Source organism: Edaphobacter sp. HDX4 (assembly GCF_036877565.1).
Taxonomy (GTDB): domain Bacteria; phylum Acidobacteriota; class Terriglobia; order Terriglobales; family Acidobacteriaceae; genus Edaphobacter.
Map to the genome: position 1 here is coordinate 281,804 of NZ_JAEDXW010000001.1, position 19,704 is coordinate 301,507.

Here is a 19,704-nt window from a genome sequence, read left to right on the forward strand (position 1 = left end):
AAGTGCCAGACCTGCCTAATACCCTCTTGCCAACGTTTCGCGACATGCTGTTCAGGAAGTAGAACTTGCATATTCTTGCACTTATAGGCGGCATTCTCTGTTGCTCCACGGTCTTCCTGGACGCCTTTCAGACGATCATTCTGCCGCGAAGGGCCACGGGCCGATTTCGAATTACTCGAATATTTTTGATTGCCACCTGGAGCCCGTGGAAGACGATTGCGGAGTGGAGCAGCTCAGCGAATCGACGCGAGAACATCTACAGCGTCTACGGTCCACTTTCTCTCATTCTTCTGCTGCTCTTATGGGCGATGCTTCTGATCTTTGGTTTCGGACTCTTCTACTTCGCCCTGGGCACGCCCTTCACCGATGTCATGGGAGTACAGAGCTCGGTGGGACTTTCGAAGTTCCGCACAGCGCTTTATGTAAGCGGCACAACCATGTTCACCCTCGGGCTTGGCGATGTCGTTCCCCACAGCCTGGAAGCAAGAACGCTGATCATCTTCGAGTCCGGAGTTGGACTGGGATTCGTGGCCCTGGTGATTGGCTACCTGCCGGTACTTTACCAGTCGTTCTCACGGCGAGAGGTGAGTATTGCGCTGCTGGATGCGCGTGCGGGCTCTCCGCCTACCGCGGCTGAGCTACTACGGAGACATAGCTTCGAGGGCAGCGAAGAGGCTCTGATCGCATTGCTGGCAGAATGGGAACGATGGTCGGCTGAGATTCTGGAGTCTCATATCTCCTATCCGATTCTCTGCTATTACCGGTCGCAGCACGATAACCAGAGCTGGCTTTCAGCCCTGGTATCCATTCTGGACTCGTGCGCTCTTCTGATCTCGGTACTGGAGGGACCTGCATCCAGGCAGGCGCAGCTTACGTTTGTCATGGCGCGTCATGCCTTAATTGACCTGGGGAATGTATTTCACATTCAGGAGCAGAAAGTATGGACCGATCAGGCGACGCGTGAGCGACTGCCCGATGAAGACTTCAACAGGCTCTGCAATGTACTTGGCGAGGTTAAGCTTCGGCTGTGCGGAGATAAGGCGTCGGCAGAAAGACTGCACACAATCCGTAGTCTCTATGAGCCATACGCCGGGGCGCTGTCGGATTACCTAAAGATGCCGCTTCCTGCGTGGGTTCCGATTGTGAAAGAGAAGGATCAGTGGAGGCTACTCTCAAAGCTGCGTGCAGAGGCGGAGACAAGGCGGTCTGAGGGTCTACCTGTCGATCGCTCTGCTGCTGCCGCATTCTTACGAGACGACCACGATCACTAATCAGCCTTAGGGAGCAGCAGGCGATGGAGTGGCGGAGGGATTCAGCTTCTGAGCTGCAATCATTCCGGCGGGGCCCTTGGCGTCTTTGTCCTTCAGCTGGGCGTAGACTTTTTTCGCCAGCTCCGGCTTGTTTTCAGACTCATAGAGGTCCGCGAGCTGAAGCTGCGCTGTTCCGGCAGGGACCGAATTGGTGGGATGAGCCGTCAGGTCGTTGTAGACCTCAACTGCCTGCGCATCGCGATTAGTCTTGCGATAGAGCTGCGCGAGTGCGAGCTTGGCGAGGGAGGAGAGATCGCCGTTCCAGCTCCCGGCGACGTCCTTCAAGGTGCTTTCCGCCTGGGAGTTCTCGCCGGCCTCCATATAGGTGAGCCCTGCGAAGTAGCGAGCGAGTTTGCCGCTCGAAGTCATGCCGTAGCTATCCGCAACCTTGAGAAAGAGCTGGTTGGCAGCCTTGGCGCGCTCGGCGGTGGAAGGATAGGTCTTCACACCTGGGGGGACCTGCTGGCCCGGAGACGCAAGCGGCGCCTGGTAGGCCTGCATTGCCTCTCCGAAGGCTGTGGTGGCCTGCTCACTGCGGTGATTGAAGATAAAAGCGCCGACTGCGAGGATGACGATGAGTGCTGCAACGATGGCACTGACAACGACCAGAGTGCGGCGGTTCTCGGTGGCCCAATCCAGGCCATGTTGAGCAGTATCCGCGAGTTGATCGTGCTTGAGTGCTTGGCGAGTCTGTTGGTCCACGGGGTCGGATCTTCCTTTAAACTTGCAGTGGCAATTCCGTATGGAGCGAACCGCTCCGAAACAAAGCTTAAGTTTACCAGCAAGCAAAGATTCTTTCGGCCAGAGATAGTCGACAAATAATTCCCTTTGCTAAAAGTGCGATGGGTGGGAAAATTTTCTCTCCGTCAATAGAGCAATTTTCCCGGTTCTGCAGCTCCAGATAAGCGTCTAATCTATTGAAAGACGAAGGTTTTGCAGGCCGGCACACATCGCTGGAGGATGTCCCCGGAGGAGAAGAGAGCGCCCCGACAGTTTCCTTGTGTGCCACCGCCTATGCCGAATAATTCGCCAGTGCAGAGTGAGGTTGTGAACCGGCAGATCCAGAGACTTTCCGGTCTGCGGTTCATGTGGCTTACCTTCCCAAAAGATCTTGAAGAGCGCTTCGAGCAGGAGACCCTGAAGCGGAGATCGAGACGCCTGTGGCTCGAAGGGCTGATCGCGATCCTATTGTTCGATCTCTTCCTGATTGCCGACTACTACGGGTCGCCCGACCGGTTCCGAAGAGCTTTCGTTCTCCGGCTGCTGGTCGTCACCCCAATCTGCCTGCTGGTAAACGCCAGCGTCCTACGGCAGCCAAAACGGATCTTCCGCGAGTCGAGCATTGCGATCGGCGCCTGCCTGGCAGGATTGTGTCAGCTCTATCTGGAGTTCGACCGCAGCCGAGTGGCCTCAGCCTATGTCCAGATGACCGTGTTGGCCGTCGTCCTGTTCGTAAACACGGTGATGCGACTGCGAATGCCGTATGCACTCGCGACGACGGTAACCATGCTCTGCGGCGACGTGGTCTTCCTGTGGAGGGATCGGATGCTGGAGCCGGGCGACAAGATCTTCGGCCTGGGACTGGTCCTAGGAGTGATGGCGATCACGCTTGTAGGGAACTACGGGAGCTGCCGTGAGGAACGGCTGAACTATCTCCTTCACCTCCGGGGGGAACTTCTTGTTGCCGATCTCAACCGGCTGAACGCCCAGCTGCTTCGAAGGTCCGAGAGCGATGCCCTGACGGGTCTTGCAAATCGGAGATCTTTCGATACGCAGTACAGGGAACTCTGGAAGAATTCACTCCAAACCGGTACGGCATTGTCTGTCGTCGTCGTTGATGTGGACCACTTCAAACGCCTGAATGACCGCTATGGCCATCTGTATGGAGATGAAGTGCTGAAGCGGATCGGGTCGCTTTTGCAGCAGGCTCTTCGCGTCAAGGATGACTACGCAGCTCGGTTTGGCGGCGAAGAGTTCGTCATTCTTCTACCCAGAACGCCAGAGAGCGCTGCGATGATGGTCGCAGAACGGCTACGGAGGATGGTGGAGCTGGCTGGATTTCCGGCGCTTGATCCTTCGCAAGGTCCATACGATATGAGCATCCGGGCCACCGTCAGCTGTGGAGTGGCCTGCGCGTACCCCACGCTACGCGACAAGCCGGAACAGCTTCTCGATGCGGCTGACAGGGCTCTCTACCAGGCGAAAGCCCAGGGACGCAATATGGTGGTCGGGGCTGCTCCGACTTCCGAATCTTCCCGAACTCTTATTTGATATCGCGCCAGTTCCTGCCGACACCAATTTCGGCCACAATGGGGACGGAAAATTCTGCAGCGCTCTCCATCTCATGCTTCACAAGCTGCTGAAGCTCCTCTGCCTCATCTGGAAGCACATCGAAGAGGAGCTCGTCGTGAACCTGAAGAGTCATACGGGAATGGAGTTTACGGCGAGCGATCTCCGCATCGATACGCAACATCGCCAGCTTGATAAGATCCGCTGCCGTTCCCTGGAGTGGCGTATTGACGGCGGTGCGTTCGGCAAAGCCGCGCATGTTGGGATTGCGGGATTGAATGTCAGGGATGGGCCGAACTCTCCCGAAGAAGGTGCGGACTGCCTGCTCGCGACGCACAGTCTCAAGGACCTGTTCGATGAATTGCTTCACGCCCTTGTATCGATCAAAGTAACGCTCAATGTATTCGCGGGCGGTCTTCTGATCGATACCGAGCTGCGCGGCCAAACCGAACGGCGAAATACCGTAAACAATTCCGAAGTTGACGGCTTTTGCGCGACTGCGGGTTTCTTTGTCCATCGTCGCAGCATCGACGCCGAAGACCTCGGAGGCGGTAAGAGTGTGGATGTCCTTGCCGGTGCGGTAGGCGTCGAGCAGCAGTGGATCCTGAGAAAAATGTGCCATCAGGCGCAGTTCTATCTGTGAGTAGTCGGCCGACATCAAGACGTTCCCAGGCGCGGCGATGAAGGCTGCCCGTATCTCGCGCCCTATCGAGGTGCGAATGGGAATGTTCTGGAGATTTGGATTGGTCGAAGAGAGGCGGCCTGTTGCGGTTCCCACCTGATTGAATGTGGTATGGATGCGCCCCTGGGAGTCAGCCAGGACGGGTAACGCATCCAAGTAGGTCCCCCTGAGCTTCTGAAGCTGGCGATGCTCGATCACGAGAGCGGCGATGGGATGCGACTCCGCAAGCTCTTCCAGTACATCCTGCGCAGTAGAGACGACCTTTCCCTTTCCATACTTCATCGGTTTGGGGAGGAGCATTTTATTGAAGAGCACATCCCCGAGCTGTTTTGGTGAGTTGATATTGAAGCGATGGCCGGAGTCGGCGTAGATCTTCTCGGCAAGATTGTCGATCTCGATGGCTAGACGGGAAGACATCTTGCGAAGAAACTCCGGATCGATGCGAACTCCGACGCGTTCCATCTGCAGGAGGACAGGTACCAGCGGCAGATCTATCGTCTCGTAGACGTGTTGGAGCGGCGAAACAGAAGACTCTGCAAAGAGCGCTCCCTCTTCCGATGAGGACCCGGCGGGAGAAGGCGTCGCAAAGAGCATCTCGGAGGTAACCGCGCCTCCAAGCGAAGGATGATCTGCGGGAATGTGATGCTGTGTCGGAGCATAGGCAGACACCTGCTCGCCCAGTGTCGTGGAGAGGCGGACGATTGCCGCTGCAGCCTCTACCAGTCGGTTGGAATCATTAGGATTTACTTTGGTCGGCTGATGATGCAGCGCGCGGCTGGTGCTACGGGCTGCGATATCGGGAAGGGTGTGCGAGCCATGGGTCGGATTGACCAGATAGCTCAGCAGCATCACGTCGTTTCGCAGACCCTGCAGCTTAAGATTGTGCGGTTCGAGTGCGCGAAGGACCGCCTTAAGGTCGTGGACATCCTTGGGCAAAGAAGGATCCGTGAGTGCTTCTTTGATCTCGGGCTGATCGAGCGAGACTTCGATGGCAAACTGATCGTTGACGGCGAGACCGAGCCGGCAGGCGGGATCCTCCGGCGGTTTCGGAGCAATAAAGTCTCTCGGGTCGGGCGCTGCCACTTCGAAGAGGGACATGTTTTCAGCAGGCGAGGGCTCGGATTCAGGAATATCCTCAGAAGCCTCTACGGAGATCTCTTCGGCGATCGCCTGCGAATCTTCAAATATTGCGACTGCAAGGCCGCGAGCACGTTTGGTAGCAGGATTGATGGTTCTCGCCTCCGCGAGAAGGTGCTTGATCTGAACCGCGGTGGGCTTGAGTTCATAAGTGATGACAGCGTTCTCCGGCTCAGGCGCAAGGTCTTTGAGCAGAGTGGTGAATTCGAGCTCGGAGAAGAGAGCACGGCATGCAGCGAGATCCGGAGCCTGTGTGCGCATGGCCTCGATCGAATATTCGATGGGGACGTTGGTGTGGATCGTGACGAGTTCTTTGGAGAGAAGAATGTTGTCTCGGTTGTTTGCGAGAGATTCACGATAGGTCTTGCGCTTGATGGAGTCCGGCGCCTTTATGGCAGTCTCAATGGCGGCTTCAACCGTGCCGAACTGCTGTATCAGCTCGACCGATCCTTTGTCTCCGATGCCCGGTGCTCCAGGAATATTGTCGATGGAATCTCCGCGAAGAGCCATGACATCGATGACCCGCTCCGGAGGTATGCCGAGATTAGCTTCGACTCCGGCAGGATCGAGAATGAGGTTATCTTTGGTCGGATTGAGAATGGAGACCTGGTCGTTGACCAGCTGCATCATGTCCTTGTCGGACGAGACAACATAAACGTGATGACCGAGGGCAGCAAGCTTGCAGGAGAGGGTACCGATAACGTCGTCTGCCTCGAAGCCTTCGTAGAAGAGGATAGGGATGCGGAAAGCCTCAAGCGCGCGACGGATATAGGGCTGCTGCTGGATCAGGTCAGGGGGCGTCTCTGCGCGATTCGCCTTGTAGCCGCCGTATTCCGTGATTTCGAACTGCTGCGTCTTGATATTGAACTTCCTGACATCCTTGAGCTGCGCCGCCATCTCGTTGCGGTGAACGGGAGCGCCCACGTCATAGACAGCAGCGAGGTATTCGGGCTGGAAGTCCTTCCGCAGCTTGTTGATCATATTGACGAAGACGTAGGTGGCTGCTGTCGGAATTCCCGTGCGTGTAGACATGGGCCGCGAGCGCTGCATCGCATGGTAGGCCCGAAAGATGAATGCCATCGAGTCGAGAAGATAGATGGGCGGCTTCGAAGTCTTAGTTGCGGCGATCTTGGTCTCAGCGGGCTTGGAGGGCGTCTTTGCCATAGACTTTTGATGGTAGCGCGTCGACGCCTGAATTGTGTGCGGCCTAGATTTCTCGCAGAAACAGATTGCCGGGACTTACAGGATGAGCATGCAGTCTCCATACGAGAAGAACCGGTAACGCTCGCGGACAGCATGGTTGTAGGCGGCCAGAACCGGATCTCTCCCGGCAAAGGCACTGACCAGCATAAGCAGCGTGGATTCGGGAAGGTGGAAGTTGGTCAGGAGGCCACCGACCACTCGAAACTGATAGCCGGGGTGGATGAAGATGCTGGTCTCGCCGGAATGAGGATGGAGCTGGATTCCGGCGTGAGGCTCGAAGCCATCGGTTGAGGCAATCTGCCCGCAGTGCTCAAGGGTGCGCGTGGTGGTTGTGCCTGCGGCGATGACGCGACGCTTTTCACGAAGCGCGGAGTTGATCGCCTCGGCTGTCTTAGCCGGTAACGTGTAATGCTCCGCGTGAAGACGGATGTCTTCTATCTTGTCGGCTCTCACAGGCTGAAAGGTGCCGAGACCGACGTGCAGGGTTATGGTTTCCACCTGAATGCCACGCAAACGAAGCGCGTCGAGGATCTCCGGAGTGAAGTGGAGGCCAGCGGTGGGAGCGGCTGCGGAGCCTGATTCACGGGAAAAGACCGTCTGGTAGCGATCCCGGTCTTCTGGTGTGTCGTCCCGATGAATGTAGGGAGGCAGAGGCATGTGGCCGATGCGCTCGAGAATGGCACGAAACTCCTGGGTTGGAGCGAAGCGCAGTGTACGCTCACCGAATTCCTCGGCTGTGAGGACTTCTGCCTGAAGCAACGGCGTGGGATCACCAGGCGCGGCAAAAAGAAGCCGTTCGCCGGGCTGAACCTTTCGTCCGGGCCTGACGAGAGCCGTCCAGTCAAATTCGCCGGTCTGCTGCGTCAGCAGGACCTCGATGCGGCCGCTCGGATCGGGAGAACCAGCCTGCGTCTGAGCTCCGCGAGCGCGCGTCGCATAGAGGCGCGCGGGAATGACCCGGCTGTCATTCAGAATTAGCAGGTCGCCGGGATGAAGCAGGTCCGGGAGATTGCGGAAGAAGTTGTCGCGATATTCCCTTAGTCGGCGGTCGAGGACGAGCATTCGACTGGAGCCGCGGATCGCCGGCGGTGTCTGCGCAATAAGCTCCTCAGGAAGATCGAAATGAAAGTCGGATACGCGCACAGTCTTTGATTTTAGCGGTCTGGATTTCAGCGTGCTTTCAATGGGGAGGATTGTGCAATCAGGACGGCGCGGTCGAGGGCAGCCTGGACCTTGTCTTTGTCGGCCGGCGCGGGAGCCGCCCAGCCTACAGAGACTCGCGAGAACGGCTTGGGAATGAGGAAACGGTCCCAGGAACGGAGTGTCCAGGCCCTATGGGGATGAAGATAAATAGCCCCAACGGGAGCGTTCACATTTTGCGCCAGTTGAGTGACTCCAAGCTTCGCGATCTGCGAGGGACCGCGGGGGCCATCTGCGGTGATCGCACAGTAGTTCCCTGCCAGATATGCCCTTTGCAGGCTCCGAAGCCCTACCGCGCCATCCCGTGAGCTCGAACCGCGAACAGCCACGAAGCCGAGCCGCTGAACCGTACGGGCGATCAGCTCCCCATCGAAGCTCTGACTGACAAGGATGTAGATGGGACCATTACGAAAGCGCCACGCACAGGCGAGCAGGCAGCGATGCCAGAGGGCGTAAATCAGAGGTGGGGGGGTATGGTACGCGGGCTCCGCGCCGGGTTCGCTGAGATCCTCAAAACGAAGGGTCACACCCAGCAGGCAGATGATCATGTACGCCAGAGGCGGGATAATTGCCAACATCACGCGCTGTTTGAATGTGTACGCTGCAGCCACTGATTGAGTTTACTTCCTGCACAAAAGACGAGACTAACTGTACTTAAGCCAACGCAGAATCTCGGGAAGATTCGGCCGCTTACCGTACATCAGGATACCGACCCGGTAGATCCGGCTCGCCACCCACAAAACTCCGTAGATCGAGAGAACCATCAGCAGGATGGAGAGCGCGATCTCCCAGGCCGGAGGCGTAGCCAGAGATATGCGCAGATACATAATGAGTGGCGTGCAGAACGGAATCAGGGAGATCACCCGAGCAGTGACACCACTGGGATTGCTGACGACCGGGGCCAGCGCGAACATGCAGGCGGCTAGGGGTGTTACGAGGATCATGTTGAACTGCTGAAGTTCCTGCTCTGAGTTGACCATCGCCCCCAGAGCGGCAGCGATCGAGGAATAGAGCAGATAGCCCAGCAGAAAATAGACAACGAAGAAGATGATCTGCATGGGGCTGAGGGAGACATGAACCTTCTCGCCCGCAATGGCGCTAATCCACGAGCCACTCGTTAGCAGGACGGCGGTAAATAGCCAGACGATCACCTGGGTCAGACCTACCGAACCCACGCCGATCACTTTGCCCGCCATCATCTCTTCGGGCTTGATAGTTGCCAGCAGCACTTCGAAGACGCGCGAAGTCTTCTCTTCGATGATGGAGCGAGCGACGTTCATGCCGTAGAGCAGGATAACCATATACATCAGGAAGAAGAGGACATAGATAGCCACGAAGCTCGACGTGATATCAGCATTCTTGCCGGCCTGAGTGGTATCGATCTTGACGGGTTCCATCAGCGAGTCAACATCGCGCGGCACCATCCCCCGATGAGAAAGACGTTCCCGCATCAGCACGGTGCGCAGAGCGGAGGTGATGGCATCCCTGGTGGCGATATCTCCGGCCGAGCGCGGTGTGTACGAGATGCTGGGACGAGCATCGGGATTATCGGCCGGCGTAATCCAGAGGTAGCCGTCTATCTGTTTGTCGGCCAGCATGGAATCTAGAGTGGACTTGGTGGTGCTGTTGCCGGGAGAGATGACATCGACTGTCATTTGGCTGTTCTTGCCATGCTGGAGTTCGTCCTGAAGATCCGCGGCCAGACGCTGGTCCCGTGAGACGATCGTGATATGCGAGCCAGCCTTGGCCTTACCCGTGCTGACTACGGAGGCGATGATGCCACCGCCCATCAGCAGAGGAATGAGAAGGGTGGAGATAAGAAATGCCCGTGTGCGGACGCGCTCGAGGTATTCGCGCCTGGCAATCAACCAAACATTACGCATCGACGCGACCTCCGACAGTCTCGATAAAGATCTCTTCCAATGTAGGCTCCATAACCTCAAATCGCGTAATGCGCGCTTTGGCTATGGCCTCAGCCAGCATGTCCTGCGCGTCGGCACCATCGCGGAGCTTGATCTCAGCCATGCCGTTGTAGTTCTTCGCGCTCTCTACAGCAGGATGATTCAGAAAAGATGCGTCTCCTTCGAACACCATCGCCACCCGATTCTTAGGGTAGCGGGATTTGATCTCCTGCATCGGCCCGGAGAGTACGGAACGGCCATGATGGATGAGGCAGATGGTGTCACAGAGCTTCTCTACCTGATCCATGCGATGCGTAGAAAAGAGGACGGTGCGCCCCTGCCGGTTGAGATCAAGCAGGATATCCTGCAGCAGCGTTGCATTGACGGGATCGAGCCCGCTGAAGGGCTCATCCATAATGATGAGCTCGGGCTCATGTAACAGCGCAGCGATGAACTGGATCTTCTGCTGCATTCCTTTGGATAGCTCTTCCGTCTTCTTGGGAATCGCTTCCGTGATCTCCATGCGCTCGCACCATGCATGGGCACGCTTGGTGGCCTTGGTGGTTTCGAGTCCGTGCAGTTGTCCAAGGAAGATGAGCTGGTCGATGACCTTCATCTTCTTGTAGAGGCCTCGCTCTTCGGGTAGATAGCCCACGCGATGAAGATTTTTACGATCGAACGGCTGATCAAATAATGTGACCGATCCCGAATCGGGAACCGTCATCCCAATCATCATTCGAATGGAGGAGGTCTTGCCGGAACCGTTCGGTCCAAGTAAGCCGAACATGCTTCCCTGTTCGATTCGGAAGCTGAGATTATCGACAGCAACCTTAGTATCGTAGGTCTTGCAGACCTCTTGAAGAGAAACGATGGCCATGAAGTTCCGAGTGCTGAGGATTTTCGCCAGTGTAGCAGGAGCTTACGATATCTTTTGAAGACCCTCTCAGTGGGATTCTCATGCCATCGCTCTCTTTCCCTGCTATTGGAGCTGGCGATACAGTGCTTCAAGATCGAAGTTATTCCACGCTTCCGCGAGCTTCTCGTTCTCAATCCGAGCGAGACACATCCCGCTAAGCTCTACCTTTCTGCCGGTGGGGGGAATTCCCAGACCATCGCCGGAGTGCACGCCGCTGACGACACAGCGCGCCATGGTCAGATCTCCCTCCGAGAGGCTATGCGTCACTTCGACGTGAATATCCGTAAAGCTGGAGCAAAACTGCCTATGGAAATCTTTGAAGGCCTCTCTCCCACTCACCTGCGATCCATCCACGTGGGCAAGACCATAGGTTTTCGCTTCAGGGAGGGCCATTTCGTCAATCGCATCTTCTCGACGTTTGTTCCACACTTCTTCGAACCACTTTTCAAGGAATGTCATAGAAACCTCCACAAGCTGGCGATGAGTGAAAGGCCCGGAGCCCTGAAGAGGAAAGCGGAGCAATTATAGGCTTGGTAGCATCGAATTGTGCTGGAACTATCGACTCAGATCAAATATGTAAAGCGCGTGGGGGAAAGGGTCGCCCAGGCCCTATCAAAGCGTGGAGTCGATACGGTCGAAGACCTGTTGTACCATCTCCCGTTTCGCTATGAAGACCGCCTGAACCCCCTTCCCATCCGTGAACTCAAGGCTGGCGCGATGGCGTCGGTGATTGGCGAGGTGCGCGGATTTGCCCTGCTGCGAACCCGGTCGATGCCCATTTTCGAGATGACCGTGGGCCAGGGCCTGGATACGGTTAAGTGCATCTGGTTCCATGGCAGCTATTTGAAAGACAGGTTTCAAGCCGGACAGCTGGTCGCGCTGTACGGGAAGCTCGAGAGCTCTCGCTCCACGGCAGGCAAGTTCAAGATGATCCAGCCTCAGTTCGAGATTCTGCCTACGGCGAACTCACCCGAGGCGGACCTTGCTTCCCTGGAGGTGGGCAGGATCGTTCCGGTATACGAGTTCCTCGGCGGGACAACGGCATGGGGCGCAAAGCTTACCTCTCGCTGGCTACGTCGGGTCGTCTGGACCCTCCTGGAGGAGCTTCAGGCGTCAGCCGATTGCGTCCCGGAGACGTTGCCTTTGGCGCTGCTCAACCGCCTTAAACTGCCGGCGCGACTCGATGCTCTCCGGTCCGTACATTTTCCAGGCGCCGGTGTGCCAGCAACTGAGCTGATTGCAGCGGGCACACCAGGGCATCGACGGCTGATCTTCGAAGAGCTGTTTTACCTCGAGCTCGGATTAGAGTTGAAGCGCAAAAGGATGCGGGAGCAGGTCGGATTCGGGTTCGCGACCGGCGAAAATGTTCGCAAGGCAATCAAACAGGTCCTTCCCTTCCATCCGACAACAGCGCAGAAGCGGGTGCTGGCCGAGATTGCAGCAGACATGCGTAGACCTCAACCGATGCGCAGGCTGCTGCAGGGGGATGTAGGTTCAGGCAAAACTATCGTCGCAGTGCAGGCCGCACTGATCGCAATCGAAAACGGTTTCCAGACAGCCCTGATGGCACCCACCGAGATACTCGCAACCCAGCACTATCTTTCTGCTCGCAAGCTTCTTGGGAATGCCATCTCGCCACGCACGGGAAAGCCCTACCGCATCACCTTGCTGACTGGATCACTGGATGAAGCGGCAAAACGCGAGGCAAGAGGGAGAATCTATCGCGGAGAAACAGAGCTGGCGATCGGCACCCATGCCTTGATTGAAGAGAAGGTCGACTTCGATCGGCTGGGTCTTGTGATCGTCGATGAACAGCATCGCTTCGGCGTGCAACAGAGATTTCAGTTGATGAAGAAGCCCGGCGCGGATGGTAAATCAGCAGAACCGGACGTCCTGGTGATGACAGCGACTCCGATTCCACGGACCCTTGCCCTGACGCTCTATGGAGATCTCGAGACAAGTGTGATCGATGAACTCCCGCCAGGACGAACGCCCATCGTCACCCGCAGGACGAGCGAGGAACGGTCGCAGGAAGTCTGGGCTTTTGTCCGGAAGCAAATCGCAGCAGGCAGGCAGGCTTACATTGTTTATCCGGTGATTGAAGGTGCAAAAGATGACCAGCCTGAGTTGGATTTCGCGCATGATGAGCCAACCGATGCTGTAGGGGCAAATCATGGATCCGGTAGTCCAGCAGCGCCGAAGGTCGCGAAGCCTCGCCCGGGCAGAACGACGAAATCTGGCAAGTCCGATAAGAAGGAACAACTGTTTCCGAAGAAGCAATTGCGCGCCGCTACCGAGATGTATGAGGAACTTCGGCAGGGAGCGTTCTCAGGATTAAGGCTCGGGCTTCTGCATGGCCGGCTGAACTCGGACGAAAAAGAGATTGTGATGAGACGTTTCCAGCGTGGGGAGATTGACGTTCTGATTGCCACAACGGTTATCGAAGTCGGCGTGGATGTTCCCCATGCGACAGTTATGGTGATCGAGCATGCGGAGCGCTTCGGGCTGGCCCAGATGCATCAGCTTCGCGGTCGCGTTGGGCGCGGTTCTGCCAAGAGCTACTGCATCCTGATGACTGGCGACAGGGTGAGTGAACAGGCGGAGGCAAGGCTGGACGCCATGGTAAGCACGCAGAACGGATTCGAACTGGCGGAGTTGGATCTGGAACAACGGGGACCTGGGGAATTTTTTGGCACCCGTCAGGCTGGAATGCCTGAATTCCGCGTCGCCAATCTGATCCGGGACCGTAAGCTGCTTGAGCTGGCCAAGATTGAAGCAGCTCAATTTGCAGGAAGTGCCGACCCCTCGATTAGCAAGGAAGAACGTGAGGCAGTATGGGCGAGGCTAAAACAGCAGTGGCAGCGCCGCTACGGTCTGGTCGAGGCATAACAAGCTGGCGTCACTTCACTGCGGGTCGCTCCTGCTATCACGCTGATTCAGAGCTCAGCGCAGCACCAGGTTTGTGATGGCTGGCACTGAGGTATAGAGCAGAACCAGCAAACCTGCCAGGCAAGCAAGCGCCAGACTGTGAAGAATCACAAAACGCAGCAGCGTTCCCTCTTTTCCATAGTGATCGGTCGCAGTCGTCGCGACAACAATGCTCTGAGGAGCGATCATCTTACCCATTACTCCCCCGGCGGAGTTAGCGGCAGCCATCAGGTAGGCTGAGATGCCGAGTTGCTGGGCTGTCAGCTTCTGCAGGCTGCCGAATAGGACATTCGACGAGGTGTCCGATCCAGTTGACGCAGTGCCAATCCAGCCGATGAGGGTCCCAAAGAAGGGGTAGAGATGGCCTGTTCGCGCGAACGCCAGGCCCAGTGTGGCGTCCATTCCGGCATAGCGGGTCACGAAGCCGAGCGCCATGAGAGCAGCGATGGTGATGAAGGTGAAGCGCATGGAAACGAAGGTCTCACCACACGTACGCACAATCACCGACGGACGAATTCCCATGGCAAAGCCCGCGACGATGGCGGCGATGAAGATTCCGGTTCCGGTGGCCGAAAGCCAGTTGAAATTGAACACCGCAGATTCGGCCACCGGCGCGGGAACCGCAGGTGGCATGCGCCAGACTACCTGGTGCAACCCGGTGACTGGAATACGGATGCTGCTGACGGAATCCAGCCATTGGGACCATTTCGGAAGTCCCCACAGGACGATGAAGAGGGAGAGGATAGCCCACGGCATAATTGCCTGCCGCAGAAATCCATCCTGCCGTTTAATCGACGTTCGCGCAGTTGGGGAGATGACCTGCAGCGTTGGACTGAGAGAACGCCTCGGCTTCCAGACACGCAAAAGAACGAGAAGGGCAATGATGGTAAAGCTGGAGGAGAAGATGTCAACCAGCCACGGACCATGCAGGGTTGCAACCAGCAGAAGCGTCAGGCTGTAGACTCCGCCCGCAACCAGAATGGCGGGCCATATCTCAAGCATCGCTGCCCAGCCGGCATAGGCGCAGATAAGCCAGAACGGAACAAGAATGCAGAAGGGCGCGATCATGCGAGCGGCTACCCGCGACAGCAGCAGGGTGTCCAGACCGGTGATCCCGTGAAGAGCGACCATGGGGATCCCTAAGCCACCAAACGCAACTGGCGCAGTGTTTGCCAGCAGTGACAGTCCTGCGGCCTGCAGGGGTGGGAAGCCGAGACCGATCAGGATGGTCGCACATATCGCGACGGGAGTTCCGAAACCCGCCGACCCCTCAAAAAAAGCTCCAAAAGCGAATGCGATAAGCAACAGCTGCAGCCGACTATCCTGGGTGACACCAACGAGGCTCTGTTGCAGAAGGGTGAAACTTCCCGAACGGTGGGTAAGCTGGTAAAGGAACAGGACGGGAAAGACGATCCAGGCGATTGGAAAGAGTCCGTATGCCGCTCCATATCCCGTCGCGAGCAGGCTCATCTTGATCGGCAGGTGAAACATGCCGACCGCGATCAAAAATGCGGTGAATAAACCTGCCAGTGCCGCCAAGTGCCCTTTGATACGAAACACCCCCATGGTCAGCAGCAAAACACACAGGGGCACCGCCGCCCATACCGCGGATAGAAGCCAATGGTGAGCAGGATCATAGCTTTGCGTCCATCTAGCCAATGGTTCAGTAAGGATGCACACCAGTGCTGTGCCAGAAGTGAAGGCTTGAATGGACATAAGATTCGGGACGTGCTCCCCACTAAAAAGAGTGACGACCAGTATGGTCTAGCCATCAGACAGCTGTAAACAACTGAATGCGTGTCTAATAGTCATTAGAGTGCACCGGAGGCGATCCCTTCAGCATCTCACCGAGACAAGATGGAGAACTCAACATTGTTGCAGAACCGTTCTCACGAGAGCGCACCCCGAGTTGTGGTCGTACTGCTCAACTGGGAGAGTGCTGACGAAACAGCGGCGGCGGTTGCCTCCGTGCAGGCGATGGATTACTCGAATTTCAGCATCCTTGTTGTCGATAACGGCTCGCGTGACGACTCCGTGGCTCGCCTCCGTCCGCTGACGGAAAAGGGGGTCGAGCTCATCCTTTCTCCGATCAATACGGGCTACACCGGAGGATGCAATCTGGGAATGAGACGGGCACTGGAGCTAGGGGCCCAGTATGTGTGGCTTCTGAACAACGATGCCGTCGTCGATCCCGGCACACTCTCGTCCATTGTTGCGCTGGCTGAGACAGACTCTACTATCGGATTGGTGACGCCACAGATCGCCGCCCTGAACGAGGACAGGTTGACGTTTGCAGGCGGAGTGGTTTCTATGAAGGAGCGTCTCTATAACGAGACCCATGATCCGGCTGTGGCCGAAGAATGGAACGCTCGCTATCCGGACTGTGGGCTTGTGATTGGTACAGCAATGCTGGTTCGAGCCGAGCTCATTAGGCGCATCGGAGTACTGGACACACGGTTCTTCGCGTACTTCGAAGATATTGACTACTCAGTCCGCAGCACGCAAGCGGGTTTTCGTAACGTGGTTGATCGGAATTCTGTCGTACACCACCTGGAGAAGAACAGAAACACGAAACCGTTCGAGATCAAGCCGCACTACTGGTATTACACGGCTCGGAATGAGAGCCGTTTCTGGAGGAAACACCTGGGATTGAGCAGAAGCATGCGGCAGACCTGGTACAGCTTCAACGGTTTCCTGCGCCATCACAATCGTCTTCGAAGCAGACCTGAGAGTGCGCACGCGATCCTGGCCGGACTATGGGACGGCTGGATGAATCGCGGAGGCCCTTATCATCGCGGCGTCAAAATGCCGGCGATCCCCGCAGCTCTTGTGGCGTTCTATAGCCATCGCAAGGCATTGCAGCCGCGACCGGCCGAGTCTTTGTGAGGTTTCGCCGAGTTCTTCTGAGTAGTCTTAGTACGGAAGCTTACCGAAGCGGGACAGAAGAACAGTCTCTGCACGAAATAAAAGAGGATCGCGGTTGGTGGCCATTCTCAACAGGTTCATCGGCTGCATATGATCCGGATTGTTGATTCCTCCGTAGAAAGAAAAGCACATCTTGTATCCGAGGGACTGGGCAATCGTCTCCGTCTTGTCGTCGAAGGCGCCGCGAATGCCAACCGGATACGCGAGGGTCTGGACCGGTGCTCCGATCCCCGCCTCGATATTTTTCCTTGATTCGGTGAGCTCCCAGGTCTGTCTCTCCGGCGGCATCTGCCCAAGAATGCCGTGCGTCTGGGTGTGCGACCCGATCGCCATCCCCGCAGCTTTCATCTCTCGAGCTTCCTTCCAATCGATGAAGCGCCGTCCAGTGGCCGGAACGGTGCATCCTGCCTGCTCCCGCAACTCATTCATGAGGCGCTCGCTATCGTGATTATCTGGGCGCTTGTAGTGACGAAGCACTTTGCGAATCGCCTCTTCGCGGTCTCCGTCAAGCCGGATCGTTGTGGGAACCGGCGTCTCGAAGACCAGTTCAGCCTTCGACGAGTTGCGGACAAGATAAGCAATCTCGTCCCACCAGGGGACCGTAGAGGTTCCGACGTACTCCGGAACGAGAAAGAAGGTTCCGCTGCAGCCGTTCGCCTTCAGGATCGGAAAGGAGACCAGATAGTCGTTGATGTATCCATCGTCGAACGTGACTGATATATAGGTCCGTTTGAGGGGTGTTCTTCCGGAGACAAGGGATTCCAGCTCTTCTCCTGCGACGATAGGAAAGAAGCGTTTGAAGTACTTCAGCTGCATATCGAAGGCTTCGGCGGAGGCGCTAAAGACATCGCGATCAAATCGAGTCGTTGCTGCATCTCCGACACGATGGTGGTTGACGATCAGAATTCCTGGTTTCGATCGCAGCATCTCAAACAGGCCCAGCGCACCTGAGTTTTTCAGCACGCTTGCGGCGAATCCTTTTTTAGACATTCGGTCGCTGCTCTCCCATGAATTTTGGTAACTCCCTTTGAGATGTCTTTTCTCGGATGGAGGTCATGCTCTCGCCAATTTTCAGGAGAGTTTTCTCCTCAGCCCAAGTGACCGTAGCAGAGTGCCGCCCGCGACACGCATGCAGCCCTTCAACGTAGCTGCTGTAGGCTTCCAATCATGACGATCGAAGTCGAAGAAGGCGAGTTCGCCCCGGTAGGTATCTCGAACCTGACCCCAGGTAAGGATGCCCTGCTCTACATACCGGGGTATTGCAGGTATATCGCGCCGAAGGACGACATGCCGATAGTTGAAGCGTGTCGCTTCTACAGGCTCGACAGGCTGACCGATCAGATCCAGATAATGCAGCCATCCAATATCTACGCCTGCATAGACTGAAGCGTCAGCCGTCACGCTATACCGCGGATTAGCTTCAATAAGGCGAACAACGCCGTCACGGGTATCACGCTTCACTTCGATCTCGCAGATGCCTACATAACCGACGCCCCGCAGAAACTTATCGCAAAGCGCGGAGATCTCAGGATCGATAACAGGTTCAACCATGGAGCCGCTGCCAAAGAGCACGGGATGCGCCCGCAGCTCATGGACAACGGTATGGCCCAGACGCCGGCTCCCCGCTCCATATACAGACAGATAGCAGTACTTCGCGTCGTCGCCGCCGGCAATAATCTCCTGCGCCACAACCTCAGGACGAAGCGCCTCGGTGTGCGAGTAGTTCGCCAGCAATTCCTGCTGGGTGTCGGCAGTGAATAGCTTGAGCCCACGAAGAGGATTTCCTTCCGGAAGAACATCCCACTCCCGTTGATGCCTGGGTTTTACCAGGCATGGGAAACGCGCCTCGGAGACAAAGCGCTCCAAGTCGGCTCGCGATTGGATGTAGGCTGTCCGAGGAATTGGAAGCCCGTATTTCGCAGCGACGGCATATTGCTGCTCCTTCGTCGCCAGCGCCGCCTGAACGGCAATCGATTCCTGGGAGAAGGTGTAGAACTCCTTGAGCGCTTCGGCATGCTTTCCAAGTGCAGAGACGAAGATATCTGCGGCAGGGATAATGACCGGCTTCGCTCCGAGCTTATGCGCCAGATCAATCATGAATTCGACCCACTCTGCCGGGTGAGTGTCGGGATTCGGACAGAGATAGGACTTGCCGTACGACGAATGGAAGCCTTCGTGACTGCTATCGCAGTCCACACCGACAGTACGAACACCGCGACGGAGAAGATCGCGCATGAGATTTAGCCCAGTCTGAAAGACACTGGCAACGACCACTGGCGGCCAGCCGCCCTGAGCGGAAGAAGATGTCACGCCTTAAATGCCTCCTGGAGAGACGCCCCAGCTTCATTTGTAAACCTTGATACCGCATCAACAGCATACCCGACTATAGAAGCAGAGCAGTAAGGAAGCTCTGCCCTCAAGGATTCCGGGATCGCTCTTTGATACTCTTCGCCAGACGCTCAATCTCCTGTGCCTTCTTGACTACTCCTACTGAGAGGGTGTCCTTGTTGCTCTTCGCGACCTCAACCTTCAGTTCCTGCGTAAGCCGATAGAGCTTTTCTGTATCCGCGCGCAAGTCTGCCTTCTTCTTCTCTTCGGGTGTGAGAATCGGTTTTGAAGAAGTGGTTGCTGCCGTCGGGTCTGCTGCATTGCTGCTTCCCGGAGCGCTTTGTTGCGCTGCAGCCGCCAGTCCGAGAACAGAGGCCAGGCTCAGGAACGCTACAAAACTTCCACTGAGGTAACCAACGGCTGACGTTTTCATCAGGATCGACTTCTCCTCCACCGGGCTCAGGTAGCGAGCAGGGCTCCTTGCTGGCTTCGCTCATTCTAATCCTGTCGTAATAGCCGACCGTCTTCGAGGGCTGTATCGACTCGATAAATTGTTTTATTTCATTTGAGAAATAAACATTTTGCTTACGGAATAGTGACCAGTCTAGAATTTCCGGGATTGACCCGTCGTTCTTCCATCCTCAACGAGCGAATGAGCCGCTGCAGATGGGTGCCGCGGCGCAGAGGGATGCTGCTGCAGTCACCGCCACGCAGAACCGATGGTATGTTCGTTTTGTCGTGCACTATGGCTCTACGGTTCTATCTGTCCCTGTTAATGCCACATCAGGGGAGCGGCAGCTGGCAAGTCTTGTGCTCGGCAAAATAAAGCAGATCCGGGAGCGCTGCAGTCGCTTGAAGTCACGCTTGAGGACGCAACAACTCCAA

The 19,704-nt window shown here is 56.5% G+C and carries 15 protein-coding genes; 4 read left to right on the forward strand and 11 right to left on the reverse strand.

Annotation, left to right across the window (positions count from 1 at the left end):
* Positions 1–65 precede the first annotated feature (65 nt).
* Positions 66–1,271, forward strand: coding sequence for a potassium channel family protein (locus JAO29_RS01185; RefSeq protein WP_334266342.1), 1,206 nt, complete (start codon positions 66–68; stop codon positions 1,269–1,271).
* A 6-nt stretch (positions 1,272–1,277) separates the two neighbouring features.
* Here the strand turns inward: JAO29_RS01185 and JAO29_RS01190 are convergent, their stop codons facing one another.
* Positions 1,278–2,012 (reverse strand): tetratricopeptide repeat protein, encoded by a 735-nt coding sequence (locus JAO29_RS01190; protein WP_334266343.1) that lies wholly within the window; start codon positions 2,010–2,012, stop codon positions 1,278–1,280.
* Positions 2,013–2,342: 330 nt separating this feature from the next.
* On the opposite strand from JAO29_RS01190, the gene JAO29_RS01195 reads away from it, so the two are divergent.
* Positions 2,343–3,581 (forward strand): GGDEF domain-containing protein, encoded by a 1,239-nt coding sequence (locus JAO29_RS01195; protein ID WP_334266344.1) that lies wholly within the window; start codon positions 2,343–2,345, stop codon positions 3,579–3,581.
* Here JAO29_RS01195 and polA read toward each other — a convergent pair.
* From polA to JAO29_RS01225, 6 genes are all read right to left on the reverse strand, one after another.
* Complete coding sequence (polA, locus tag JAO29_RS01200; RefSeq protein WP_334266345.1) at positions 3,574–6,582, reverse strand: DNA polymerase I; 3,009 nt, start codon at positions 6,580–6,582, stop codon at positions 3,574–3,576. The genes JAO29_RS01195 and polA overlap by 8 nt on opposite strands.
* A 75-nt stretch (positions 6,583–6,657) precedes the next feature.
* The gene (gene queA / locus JAO29_RS01205; protein ID WP_334266346.1) at positions 6,658–7,764 is read right to left on the reverse strand and encodes a tRNA preQ1(34) S-adenosylmethionine ribosyltransferase-isomerase QueA; all 1,107 of its coding nucleotides are present in this window, start codon (positions 7,762–7,764) and stop codon (positions 6,658–6,660) included.
* A gap of 26 nt (positions 7,765–7,790) precedes the next feature.
* Positions 7,791–8,432, reverse strand: a complete 642-nt coding sequence (locus tag JAO29_RS01210) for a lysophospholipid acyltransferase family protein (protein WP_334266347.1) — start codon at positions 8,430–8,432, stop codon at positions 7,791–7,793.
* 33 nt (positions 8,433–8,465) lie between these two features.
* Complete coding sequence (locus tag JAO29_RS01215) at positions 8,466–9,704, reverse strand: ABC transporter permease (RefSeq protein ID WP_334266348.1); 1,239 nt, start codon at positions 9,702–9,704, stop codon at positions 8,466–8,468.
* Entirely contained in the window at positions 9,697–10,599 is a 903-nt protein-coding gene (locus tag JAO29_RS01220; protein ID WP_334266349.1) for an ABC transporter ATP-binding protein, read from the reverse strand. The genes JAO29_RS01215 and JAO29_RS01220 overlap by 8 nt, the downstream gene beginning before the upstream one ends.
* 102 nt (positions 10,600–10,701) lie before the next feature.
* Positions 10,702–11,097, reverse strand: coding sequence for an ester cyclase (locus tag JAO29_RS01225; RefSeq protein ID WP_334266350.1), 396 nt, complete (start codon positions 11,095–11,097; stop codon positions 10,702–10,704).
* A gap of 87 nt (positions 11,098–11,184) precedes the next feature.
* Here JAO29_RS01225 and recG point away from each other — a divergent pair, with 87 nt between their 5' ends.
* Positions 11,185–13,527: an ATP-dependent DNA helicase RecG gene (gene recG / locus JAO29_RS01230; RefSeq protein WP_334266351.1), complete on the forward strand. Its 2,343-nt coding sequence runs from the start codon at positions 11,185–11,187 to the stop codon at positions 13,525–13,527.
* Between the two features lie 54 nt (positions 13,528–13,581).
* Here recG and JAO29_RS01235 read toward each other — a convergent pair whose 3' ends face one another.
* Positions 13,582–15,282 (reverse strand): L-lactate permease, encoded by a 1,701-nt coding sequence (locus JAO29_RS01235; protein WP_334266352.1) that lies wholly within the window; start codon positions 15,280–15,282, stop codon positions 13,582–13,584.
* A gap of 159 nt (positions 15,283–15,441) precedes the next feature.
* On the opposite strand from JAO29_RS01235, the gene JAO29_RS01240 reads away from it, so the two are divergent.
* Complete coding sequence (locus JAO29_RS01240) at positions 15,442–16,452, forward strand: glycosyltransferase family 2 protein (RefSeq protein WP_334266353.1); 1,011 nt, start codon at positions 15,442–15,444, stop codon at positions 16,450–16,452.
* Positions 16,453–16,479: 27 nt separating this feature from the next.
* On the opposite strand, the gene JAO29_RS01245 is transcribed toward JAO29_RS01240, so the two are convergent.
* From JAO29_RS01245 to JAO29_RS01255, 3 genes are all read right to left on the reverse strand, one after another.
* Positions 16,480–17,481: a polysaccharide deacetylase family protein gene (locus tag JAO29_RS01245; protein WP_334266354.1), complete on the reverse strand. Its 1,002-nt coding sequence runs from the start codon at positions 17,479–17,481 to the stop codon at positions 16,480–16,482.
* An 81-nt stretch (positions 17,482–17,562) separates the two neighbouring features.
* Complete coding sequence (locus tag JAO29_RS01250; protein ID WP_334266355.1) at positions 17,563–18,801, reverse strand: carboxylate--amine ligase; 1,239 nt, start codon at positions 18,799–18,801, stop codon at positions 17,563–17,565.
* Positions 18,802–18,907: 106 nt separating this feature from the next.
* Positions 18,908–19,252: a hypothetical protein gene (locus tag JAO29_RS01255; protein WP_334266356.1), complete on the reverse strand. Its 345-nt coding sequence runs from the start codon at positions 19,250–19,252 to the stop codon at positions 18,908–18,910.
* Positions 19,253–19,704: the final 452 nt, after the last annotated feature.

Coding starts and splice junctions, on each gene's coding strand:
- JAO29_RS01245 (WP_334266354.1), bottom strand. CDS start 17,481: ATGTCTAAAAAAGGATTCGCCGCAAGCGTGCTGAAAAACTCAGGTGCG.
- JAO29_RS01225 (WP_334266350.1), bottom strand. CDS start 11,097: ATGACATTCCTTGAAAAGTGGTTCGAAGAAGTGTGGAACAAACGTCGA.
- polA (WP_334266345.1), bottom strand. CDS start 6,582: ATGGCAAAGACGCCCTCCAAGCCCGCTGAGACCAAGATCGCCGCAACT.
- JAO29_RS01215 (WP_334266348.1), bottom strand. CDS start 9,704: ATGCGTAATGTTTGGTTGATTGCCAGGCGCGAATACCTCGAGCGCGTC.
- JAO29_RS01220 (WP_334266349.1), bottom strand. CDS start 10,599: ATGGCCATCGTTTCTCTTCAAGAGGTCTGCAAGACCTACGATACTAAG.
- JAO29_RS01235 (WP_334266352.1), bottom strand. CDS start 15,282: ATGTCCATTCAAGCCTTCACTTCTGGCACAGCACTGGTGTGCATCCTT.
- JAO29_RS01255 (WP_334266356.1), bottom strand. CDS start 19,252: ATGAAAACGTCAGCCGTTGGTTACCTCAGTGGAAGTTTTGTAGCGTTC.